Source organism: Maribacter sp. (genome assembly GCF_039968975.1).
Classification (GTDB): Bacteria; Bacteroidota; Bacteroidia; order Flavobacteriales; family Flavobacteriaceae; genus Maribacter.
Genome location: NZ_JBDVOT010000050.1, coordinates 1 through 10991, shown reverse-complemented (window position 1 = coordinate 10991; position 10991 = coordinate 1). Strand labels below are relative to the sequence as shown.

Here is a 10991-nt window from a genome sequence, read left to right as displayed (position 1 = left end):
CAGAACCTAAAACTTTAAGACTGGATAAATCGTGTTTTTCAAGAAAATCTAAATTTTCTTTAGCAAGCGCTCTAATAGCCGTTGGAGCCGTATAAAACTGATTTACTTTGTGTTTTTCGACAACTTCCCAAAAGCGACCAAAATCTGGATAAGAGGGAACCCCTTCAAACATTAAAGTTGTAGCGCCATTTGCTAATGGTCCGTAAACAATATAAGAGTGTCCAGTAATCCAACCTATGTCTGCAGTACACCAATACACATCATGTTCTTTGTACTGAAATACGTTTTTAAAGGTGTAAGCAGTGTAGACCATATAACCTGCCGTGGTATGTACCATTCCTTTGGGTGTACCGGTGGACCCTGATGTATATAAAATAAATAACGGGTCTTCGGCATCCATCACCTCGGCAACACAATCTGCATATGCTTCGTCTAACAATGGTTGTAGCCATTTGTCCCTATTTTCTAGCATGTTGATTTTAGATCCAGTACGTTTTACAACTAAAACATTAGCTACACCTGGACAAGCCTCCAAAGCTTTATCCACGATACCCTTTAGGTCAATTGATTTATTTCCTCTAAAAGACCCATCTGATGTTAATACAATCTTGCAATCAGAATCGTTGATGCGAGTTGCCAATGCATGAGAAGAAAAGCCTGCGAATACTACAGAGTGTATGGCCCCAATACGTGCACATGCTAAAAGTGCTATAGATAGCTCAGGTATCATCGGTAAATAAATACATACACGATCACCTTTTTTAACTCCTTGGTCTAATAGCACATTCGCCATACGGCAAACGCGTTCATGTAATTGCCTGTACGTTATATGTTGTGCTTCTTCGTCTGGGTTGTTAGGTTCAAAAATTATAGCTGTTTTTTCACCTCTTGTTGGTAAATGGCGGTCTAAACAATTTTCGGTAATGTTCAGTTTTGCACCTTCAAACCATTTTATTTCTGGTTTTTTAAAATCCCAAGTCAATACATTGTCCCATCGCTTACGCCAAACAAAATGCTCTTCTGCAATTTCTTCCCAAAAGGCTTCGGGATTACGAACCGATTTTCGATAGACTTGATAATATTCCTCCAGATGTTTAATGTGATAATTACTCATGTTATGCGTTAATTTAATATGCAAAGGGTGTTGAGGTCCTTTGGTTGTTGTTGAATATTGATTTGTTTCTGTTAATGTCCCGTAGCTTCACCAGCGCCACTGGGTATTCTTATGTTTTCTACAATTTCTTGAACATCTGTAGGTGGTTCTGGCGTAAATTGAAGAACAATGATTGCTATAATAAAGTTAGCAATCATAGCGATACTACCAAAGCCTTCAGGTGAAATACCAAACCACCAATCTTCAGGGGTTCCGCCACCAAACCAGCCAAATTTAAATTTGGTCATATAGAATAACATTAGAACTATACCGACTACCATGCCGCTAATAGCCCCTTCTTTGTTCATTTTTTTATAAAAGATACCGAGAACAATTGCAGGGAAGAAGGAGGCTGCTGCTAAACCGAATGCCAGCGCTACTACCGCAGCTACAAAGCCTGGCGGATTTATACCAAAATAACCTGCGATAACTACAGCAACTGTTGCTGCACCTCTTGCTACCCATAATTCTGCTTTGTCAGAAATATTCGGTTTAAATACTTTCTTCACTAGGTCATGAGAAACCGATGCTGAAATAACTAGTAACAACCCTGCTGCCGTTGAAAGCGCTGCTGCTAATCCGCCTGCTGCTACCAAAGCAATTACCCAAGCTGGTAAATCTGCAATTTCAGGATTTGCCAAAACCATAATATCATTATCTATGGTCAATTCATTTTTAGATATATCTGCTACATATTGAATTTTACCATCATCGTTCTTATCCTCAAAAGAAAGTAATCCGGTTTCTTCCCAGTTTTTAAACCAAACCGGCATACTAGAATATTCTTCGTTGCTAACTGTGTTTATTAGATTTGTCTTAGCAAATACAGATACCGCTGGTGCCGTGGTGTAAAGAATAGCGATTAGCAACAATGCCAACCCTGCAGATTTACGGGCATCTTTTACTTTCTTGACCGTAAAGAAACGAACAATCACATGTGGTAATCCTGCGGTACCTACCATCAACGCTAAAGTAATGGCAAAAATATCAGTCACAGATTTAGAGCCATTGGTATACTCGTTGAAACCTAGTTCTGTTGATAGTCCATCTAATTTATCCAATAAAAAAGTACCAGATCCATCATTAAGAGTGGCACCCATACCTAGTTGCGGAATAGGGTTTCCTGTCATTTGGATGGATATGAATATTGCGGGAACCATAAAGGCAAAAATTAATACGCAATACTGCGCAACCTGAGTATAGGTAATGCCTTTCATTCCGCCTAAAACGGCATAAAACAGAACTATTATCATACCAATGATTACACCAGTATTGATATCTACTTGCAGAAATCTTGAAAATACGACGCCAACACCTCTCATTTGGCCTGCTACATATGTGAACGAAACAATTAGTGCACAAATTACAGCAACTATACGTGCTGTTTTTGAATAGTATCTATCACCTATAAAATCAGGTACCGTGAATTTGCCGAATTTTCTCAAATATGGAGCTAACAATAAAGCCAGTAATACATAGCCGCCTGTCCAGCCCATTAAGTATACAGAGCCATCATAGCCGGCGAAGGAGATAATCCCTGCCATTGAAATAAACGATGCTGCAGACATCCAATCCGCTGCTGTTGCCATACCATTTGCAAGTGGCGAAACGCCGCCGCCAGCAACATAAAAGTCTTTTGTAGATCCCGCTCTAGACCAGATTGCGATACCTATATATAGTGCAAATGTGAGTCCGACTAAAATATACGTCCAAGTTTGAACAGTCATAATTTGGTTTTTTAGTGGTTGATGGTTTTGGTGTTATTCGTCGTATCCGTATTTCTTATCTAATTTGTTCATGAGCCTTACATAGACAAAAATCAGAATAACAAATACATAAATAGAACCTTGTTGTGCAAACCAAAAGCCTAGTTTAAAACCTCCAATTTTAATAGTGTCCAAAGATTCTTTGAAGAGTATTCCCGCACCAAACGAAACAAGAAACCAAATTGCTAGTAAAATGAATAAGTACCTAACATTTTCTTTCCAGTAGGCTGATGCTTTCTTTTGTTTTTCTGACATTTTCAATACGATTTTAATGGCGTGAGTACCCTTGTTCTTCAACAAGAGTGAATCAAATAAAAAATACTAAAGCAGAGGGGTGCCTCTGGAATTTTAAATCTCGATTATTGAGTAAATTAGGTAAAAAACTTTAATTGGGTATGAACAATACTCCACTTGAAGAGTCTTTTATTGCCCCGGTAACAGAAGAGAGTACATTTGTTAACTGCTCTACTCTTAATACACCCATTAATGCGAATACCAAGGCTTCTTTAAATTCAATAATTATTTTTTCTGGTACAACCACTTTTGTGGTAGAACCTAGTTTTTGTTGTAGCGTCTCAATTAAGTAGGAGTTCAATGCGCCACCACCTGTAACCAAAACTTGTTGTTCTTTTTTTATAAAATTTAATTGAATTTGTTGCGCAACTTTATCGCATATATGGTGAATACTGGTGTGTAATAAATTTTCAATAGAATCATCTGTATTTTCCACAATAGGCACCACTTCTTCTAAAAACCATTCATAACCAATAGATTTTGGGTGTGGCAATAAGTAGTATTTAAGACTATTTAATCGCTCTAACATTTCTTGGTTTATGCTTCCGGTTCTGGCGAGATTACCATCTTCATCATATTCTAAATCTACCTTTCTGGTAATGTAATTTAGAATCATATTTGCTAAGCCAATATCATAAGCTATCCTTTTATCTTTAACATCAAAAGAGATGTTACTAATACCGCCTAAATTCAAACAGAATTCATATTTGTTAAAAAACATGCGGTCACCTATAGGTACTAAAGGAGCGCCCTGACCACCAAGTGCCAAGTCATTTGTTCTAAAATCAGCTATGACTTTAATTCCGGTTGTGTTTGCTATATGTTGCCCAGAACCTACTTGAAAGGTAAGACCCATTTCTGGTCTGTGATGTGTGGTATGCCCGTGACTGGCTATATAATCGACCTCTAAATTATTTTGATTAATAAATAAAGAGGTTTGTTCACCAAGCCAAGTGCCGTAGGTATTATGTAATTCAATAAGTTTTTCTGCGGATAAACTAATGGCATTCTTAAGCGTATTCAGCATTTCTGTTGAATAGTTCACACTTTTGGTTTCTTTAATATCAAAATGCCATATGTGATCTTTCTCCCAAATGTGACAATAGGCTAAATCTAGACCATCTAATGATGTGCCTGACATAAGACCGATAATTTTATATGTTTTCATTAGTAAGATGTTGCGTTTTCTTTTTCACTTGATAATAATAAATGATAACAGCCAATAACGTTGCTTCTGTGAGCAAAGAAAAAATTGAACCTTCAAAGCCAAATTGCCCTCCGTTGATTTTGTTGTTTTCTGGAATTGTAAATTCAATAATACTATAAATGTCTTGCCCACTAACATTGAACCCGAACAACGATTGAAACAAGTTCCAACTAAAATGAAATGCTATTGGGTACCATAAATTTTTTGTATACATATAAGAAGCACCCAACGCTAAACCGGCTAAGAAAAGCCCAAGTAAACTAAATAAACTTATATTAGGATTGGCGCCATGTACTAAGGCGAAAAGTGCAGAAGTAATTATTAATGCAACATATTTGTTAAATGAGAGCATTAGGTTCTTTTGAATATACCCTCTAAACAGCACTTCTTCTAAAATTGCTACTAATATAAATAATAGTATAGTGTAAACCAGTTCTAAAAAATCAAATTTAATTGCAGTAAAGATAATTTCTTCAGATACAATTAAACCTAAATAGGCTACGCCCATAATGACAATTCCAAGTAGGGTTCCTATTATAATATCTTTTTTTCTGTCTTTTATTTGAAGTCCAACTTCGATAAAATTCTGCTTATCCATATATTTCATGAAAAGCCAAACTAAAAAAACAGTGCCTAAAAATGAGAAAAATGTCATTATCAATTGTTGAAGAGAGGTTTCTTGAAAATCTCTATCACCAAATGGAATACCGGCAACTAAGGAACCCGCAACTTGAAATATACTAAGTATTAGAATGTACGGAATTATAAGAGCGAATATTCTACTCCATCCATTATGATTCATATTTTTTTTTAATGCTACTGGCAATTTTCCTATTGCTTCAAGGTTGCCTAAAAAATGTTCAGTTGCCACATCTTGAAACTCTTTGAAATTTTGATAGGCTATTACTGTCGCTGTTGTTCTTTCTGTATTGAAAAACTTTAACGCATACGGATTTCCAAAGTGATACATTACAACATTTTTAGTAGCGATTAGTTCGTTGATGAAATCTATTTCCTCATCAAAAAAGCCGAATTTGTTGGTCGGTTTTATTTGGGGGGGAGTTAAAAGCAAAAGGATTTCTGTTTCGTTTTTAACTTCCTTTTTCATTGCTACAATGTTGTCTAAAATGTCTTGTTTAGTTTGGTCTGTCCCAAATCTTTTAATAGTTAATGTACAGAAACTTGTTCCCCTAAAATGTGTGATTTCAGTTGCAGAACCGTGATGTAAGGTGATTGATTTTTCGGCTATTTTTCTATTTAGAGTAGAAGGGTCGGTTAACTCTATTTCCAGACCTTCTTCAGTAATTGCTTTTTCCTTTAATTGCCAAATACGCTCTATACTTTTATTGATTTTTTCTTCTGATGCATTTTTTAATATGAATTGTATTCCTTCTTCAATATGCTCCGCAAAACATAATACGTCGTTGCCGGCATCAAAAGCAAGCCATTCTAGTTCGCCTTTAGTCGGATAATTTTTAGAAACGGCATGCATATTTAAAGCGTCGGAAATTACAACTCCGTCAAAACCCATTTCATTTCTTAGTACACCAGTTATAATATCTTTATTGATACTTGAAGGTAATTCAGGAGTAGTAGTTAAAGCAGGAACTGATAAATGACCTACCATGACTGAATCTACACCTTGGTCAATTAACTTTTGAAATGGATAGAGTTCATTTTCCATTAGGTTAGTTTTAGACTTATCAATTACTGGTAAACCTAAATGAGAATCTGTTGCGGTATCTCCATGACCAGGAAAATGTTTAATGCTTGTAAGTACGTTTTCGATCTGTGTGCCTTGTACAAAGGCGGTAGCCATGGCAACAACATTATCCTTGTCATCACCAAAAGAACGATAGCCAATAACAGGGTTATTAGGATTCACGTTTACATCTACCACAGGAGAAAGGTTCCAGTGTATACCGGCTGCTTTGCAATCTTTAGCTATCTGCTTGCCCACTTCAAAGACTAAATCTTGGTTTTCTGAATTTGCTCCTAAAGTTATAGCGTACGGGTATTGTGGAGTGTTTTCTATTCGCATTGCCAAGCCCCATTCTGCATCAATAGAAATTAATAGGGGATAGGCGGCTGCTTTTTGATATCTCTTGATGAGGTTTTTTAAAGTGTTGAAACTATTTTCATTGACAACTATTTTCTTCTTGCCTTCAAAATTGGTGGCAGCACTGGCTCTGGAGTGAAAAAAGCAGAGTCCGCCAACGTGGTGCTCAGATATTAGTTTTTCTAATTGCTGAATTTCTTCCTCAGTATCATTTATAAATGCAGCAGGCATAAATAGTTGTCCAACTTTCTCGGTTAGGGAAAGCCTTTCTAATGCTTCAATTGTAGGTATAATTTTATTCATTGGGGACTGTGGTTTTTTTACCGAAATCTGCGGGGTAAGAAATGAATTTTAATAAGAATAACGCTGGTAAGGCAGCAATGACTACCCAAACAAAAAAGCCATCATATCCAAGCCATTGTTGAATATAGCCGCTTACCATTCCGGGTAACATCATGCCTAATGCCATAAAGCCTGTAGCAATGGCGTAGTGAGATGTTTTAGATTTTCCATCTGCAATATAAATGAGGTACATTAAAAAGGCGGCGAAGCCAAACCCATAGCCAAATTTTTCAAAAATTACGGTTGCCGTTACTGCGTAAATATTGGTTGTATTTGTAATTGCCAATACAGCATATAAAATGTTGGGTAGATTCAAAGAAAGTACCATTGGTAGCATCCATTTTTTTAATCCGTCACGGGAAATTAGAATTCCTCCTAATATTCCTCCTATGGAAAGAAAAATAACTCCCGCAGTACCAAAAATGGTTCCTAATTGTTCTGTTGAATATCCGAGACCGCCTTTATCAGGAGAGTCCAGTAAAAACGGCGATGTCATTTTTACCAATTGTGATTCTCCTAAACGGTAGCTTAGAATAAAGGCTAGAGCAATACCGATACCTGGTTTTTGGAAGAAGGAGGCAAATACCTCTAAGAAACCTGCAGGTTTTTCTTTTTCTTCGGTGTTTTCCATTTCATATTTTGGAGTAACGAAGAAGTTGGCAACGGTCATAATCAACATTAAAAAAGCTGCTGCAGACATGGTTACACTCCAAGCTTTGGTATTGTCACCATATTTATTTTCTAAAAAACCAGCAAGTACAACTATTAATCCTTCGCCCGTAACCATGGCAAGTCGGTAAAAAGTACTTCGCATGCCAACAAAAAACGATTGTTTTTTTTCGGTCAACCCTAGCATATAATACCCGTCTGAAGCAATGTCATTTGTAGCCGAGGCAAAAGCAGCCATCCAAAAACAGGCTAATGATGAAATGAAAAACATATTGGTTGGTAGGGTAAGCCCAACGCCTAGTAGCGCAATGGCGATTAAAAGCTGCATGCTTAAAAACCATTTACGCTTAGTACTTTTTAAATCTACAAACGGACTCCATAAGGGTTTTAATACCCATGGCAAATATAGAATACTAGTGTAAAGCCCAATATCTTCATTACTAACACCTAGTTTTTTATACATGATTACAGATACCGTAACCACCAATACGTAAGGTAAACCTTGTGTGAAATATAAAACGGGTACCCATGCCCAAGCTCCTTTGTCTTTTTGTACCATATTATTTATTCACTTGTTTTAAATTGAAAATTATAGGTGTGGTTTCTTTGCCATAAACATCAATAAAGGTAATGGCGTTGTACTTTTTTCTTAATTGCTTTAGAGGAATACGTACGGTTTTGGAGGTGTTGTCTACATGAATTTTGGACCGTAATTTCTTAATGTCATATGTTTCTTTTACCCGAATACCAGAAGTGTAAAACAAAGCGAACCGTATCTCGTTTAAATCATTAAATTCAAGAATGAGCTCAGAATCTGTCTTCGAAGTACCTAATAACTTTGGGGTTGTCGTAGTATGATTTTTTGATAATGTAGAAACAGGATTCAATGCTGGTTTTTTGTAATACTTTTTGTGCATATATTCAACCACATCGTCATTATCTTTCATTAGCGACTTTGCGCTGAACATAATGTTGCCTTGAATTTCAGGAGTTTCACGGGCAAGTTCAATTTGATTTGGAATCTCTTCAATATCATCCCATGCTTTATCGCTATTGTTTCTGATTTTATATGGACCGTTACCTACATATAGGTTGGTATTGTAATTATTTTTTGACCACCAATCTACAATTTTTCTATGCGAGGCTACGGGTAAATCCATGCTCCAATAGACTTGGGGTGCTAAATAATCTATCCAACCTTTTTGCATCCAAAGTAATGGGTCTGCATATAAGTCTTCATAAGTAGTTTGCCCTGCTTTGGTGTCTGAGCCTTTTGGGTCGGTCGAATTGTTTTTCCAAACTCCAAACGGACTTATACCAAACTGAACCCAAGGTTTAATTGATTTTATGGTTTCGTGAGACTGTCTTACTAAAGAGTCAATATTACTACGGCGCCAATCATCAATGGTCTGCCCTTGCTCAGCATAGGTTTCAAATGCTAGGGAATCATTAAAAACAGCATCTTTAATGGTGTACGGATAGAAATAATCATCAAAGTGAATGGCATCTACATCATAGGTAGTAACCAGTTCTGCAATAATATTAGAAAAGTGATTACGTACTTCGGGTAATCCTGGGTTATAATAATTCTTTTTCCCATAATGCACAATCCATTCTGGGTGAGTACAGTAGTCATGCGTTTCTGATAGTACTTCAAAATTCTCATCAAAAGTTGCTCTGTATGGGTTTAACCATGCATGGAACTCCATACCTCTTGCATGAGCTTCGTTAATCATCCAATCAAGGACATCTGTATTCCATTTTGGAGGTGTACCTTCTTTGCCTGTTAGAAACCTAGAATATGGTGCATAGTCAGATTGATAAAAGGCATCACCTGCAGCCCGTACTTGCACAATTACGGCATTGTAATTTTCCTTTTCGTAAAAATCTAGAATTTTAAGGTAATCGGCTTTTTGCTTCTTTGCACTGTCATTGCCATTTTTAGGCCAATCTATATTGACCACGGTGGCAATCCAAACCCCTCTGAATTCTCTCTTCGGATACTTCTCATATGATTTGAAAATTCCGCAAGAATTAAGAAGTAATAATAGTCCAATTAGCGTTAGTTGTTTAGTCATAAATATAAAAAAGACCCATTTTAAAACTAAAATAGGCCTTTTAATTCAAATTTAGTTGTTAGTTAAATTTATGTCTTACAAAGGCTTCCATTGCTGCATATGATGATAAGCCCATTGCTTTATATTTATTAGCTGTATCTCTGTTTCTTTCTTCTGCGCGCATCCAAAATTCCCTTGAATCATCACCTTGAAACATTACTCCGTCTTTTTGAGATTGGTGGCAGAAAATAGCATATCGTTTTTTCAACACCTGTCCGGGACTCATAGGTACTGCCATTTCAATTTCATTGATATCCCACTCATGCCATGCGCCTCTATACAGCCATAACCAGCAGTCTTTCATAAATGACTCTGACTGAAGTTCTTCGCATGCGGCAAATACAGCATCTAAACACACTTTATGTGTGCCATGTGGATCTGCTAAGTCGCCAGCGGCATATATTTGATGAGGTTTGATTTCTTTAATGATATCTATAACGATATCGATATCGACTTTAGATAAATTGTTCTTCTTGATTTTTCCCGTTTCATAAAACGGCAAGTCTAAAAAGTGAACGTTTTCATCTTGAAGTCCCATATATCTTGTGGCAGCATAAGATTCTCCTCTTCTAATTTTACCTTTTAGATTTCTAACTTCTAGTGCGTCTATGCGAGTTTCATTTTTGTCCGCAATGGATTTAATAATACTTTTTGCTTCTTCAGAAGGGTTAATGTGCATGGCAATCTCAGCATATTTTCTAGCATCGGTGTCTGAAACAGCAATGTTGCCTGAAGTTTGGTACACAATATGCACATCATGACCTTGCTCTACTAATCTATCAAAAGTTCCGCCCATAGAAATAACGTCATCATCGGGGTGTGGACTAAAAATAATAACTCGCTTTGTGGCAGGTGTAGCTCTTTCAGGTCTATGGGTGTCATCTGCATTTGGTTTGCCACCTGGCCATCCGGTAATAGTATGTTGTAGTTTATTGAACATTTCAATATTTAGATCATAAGAGTCAGCTAGTGCTAATAGATCGGCCATACCGTTATCGTTATAATCTTTATCGGTTAGGCTCAATATGGTTTTACCCGTGTTTTCACAGAGCCAAACCATGGCTTTCGCTTTTAGTTCCTCCGTCCATTCACATGCATCTACCAACCAAGGTGTTTTGTTTCTAGTTAATTGGCTACCTGCACCAGTATCTAAAACAAAAGTACAATTGTCATGATCTTGTAAATAGGTTGCTGGTACATGAGATGAGATATCACCTTCAATCGTCTTTTTTATTATACCGGCTTTATTTTCACCCCAGCCTAATAAAACAATCCTTTTTGCTTTTCTTACCGTAGCAATACCCATGGTAATTGCTTTTCTAGGAACATTTGCTATTCCTAAAAAGGCAGGTGCGGCATCTACACGTGTAATATGATCTAGCGT

General features: G+C 36.8%; 8 protein-coding genes. All 8 read right to left on the bottom strand.

The window, feature by feature from the left end; genetic code table 11:
- A partial coding sequence (locus tag ABJI11_RS03300) for an AMP-binding protein (protein WP_348349392.1) occupies positions 1-1114 on the bottom strand: 1114 nt, incomplete at its 3' end.
- Between the two features lie 71 nt (positions 1115-1185).
- Positions 1186-2880, bottom strand: a complete 1695-nt coding sequence (locus ABJI11_RS03295; protein WP_348349390.1) for a sodium:solute symporter family protein — start codon at positions 2878-2880, stop codon at positions 1186-1188.
- 33 nt (positions 2881-2913) lie between these two features.
- Positions 2914-3174, bottom strand: a complete 261-nt coding sequence (locus ABJI11_RS03290) for a DUF4212 domain-containing protein (protein ID WP_276494059.1) — start codon at positions 3172-3174, stop codon at positions 2914-2916.
- 130 nt (positions 3175-3304) lie between these two features.
- Positions 3305-4381: an anhydro-N-acetylmuramic acid kinase gene (locus ABJI11_RS03285; protein ID WP_348349388.1), complete on the bottom strand. Its 1077-nt coding sequence runs from the start codon at positions 4379-4381 to the stop codon at positions 3305-3307.
- On the bottom strand, positions 4368-6782 hold the full coding sequence (locus ABJI11_RS03280; RefSeq protein ID WP_348349385.1) for a glycoside hydrolase family 3 N-terminal domain-containing protein: 2415 nt from the start codon (positions 6780-6782) through the stop codon (positions 4368-4370). Before ABJI11_RS03280 ends, ABJI11_RS03285 begins: the two co-directional genes overlap by 14 nt.
- A complete protein-coding gene (locus tag ABJI11_RS03275; RefSeq protein ID WP_348349383.1) occupies positions 6775-8049 on the bottom strand; it encodes an MFS transporter in 1275 nt (424 codons plus the stop codon). Before ABJI11_RS03275 ends, ABJI11_RS03280 begins: the two co-directional genes overlap by 8 nt.
- A 1-nt stretch (position 8050) precedes the next feature.
- Positions 8051-9568, bottom strand: a complete 1518-nt coding sequence (locus ABJI11_RS03270; RefSeq protein WP_348349381.1) for a family 10 glycosylhydrolase — start codon at positions 9566-9568, stop codon at positions 8051-8053.
- 58 nt (positions 9569-9626) lie between these two features.
- A partial coding sequence (locus ABJI11_RS03265) for a PIG-L family deacetylase (protein WP_348349379.1) occupies positions 9627-10991 on the bottom strand: 1365 nt, incomplete at its 5' end.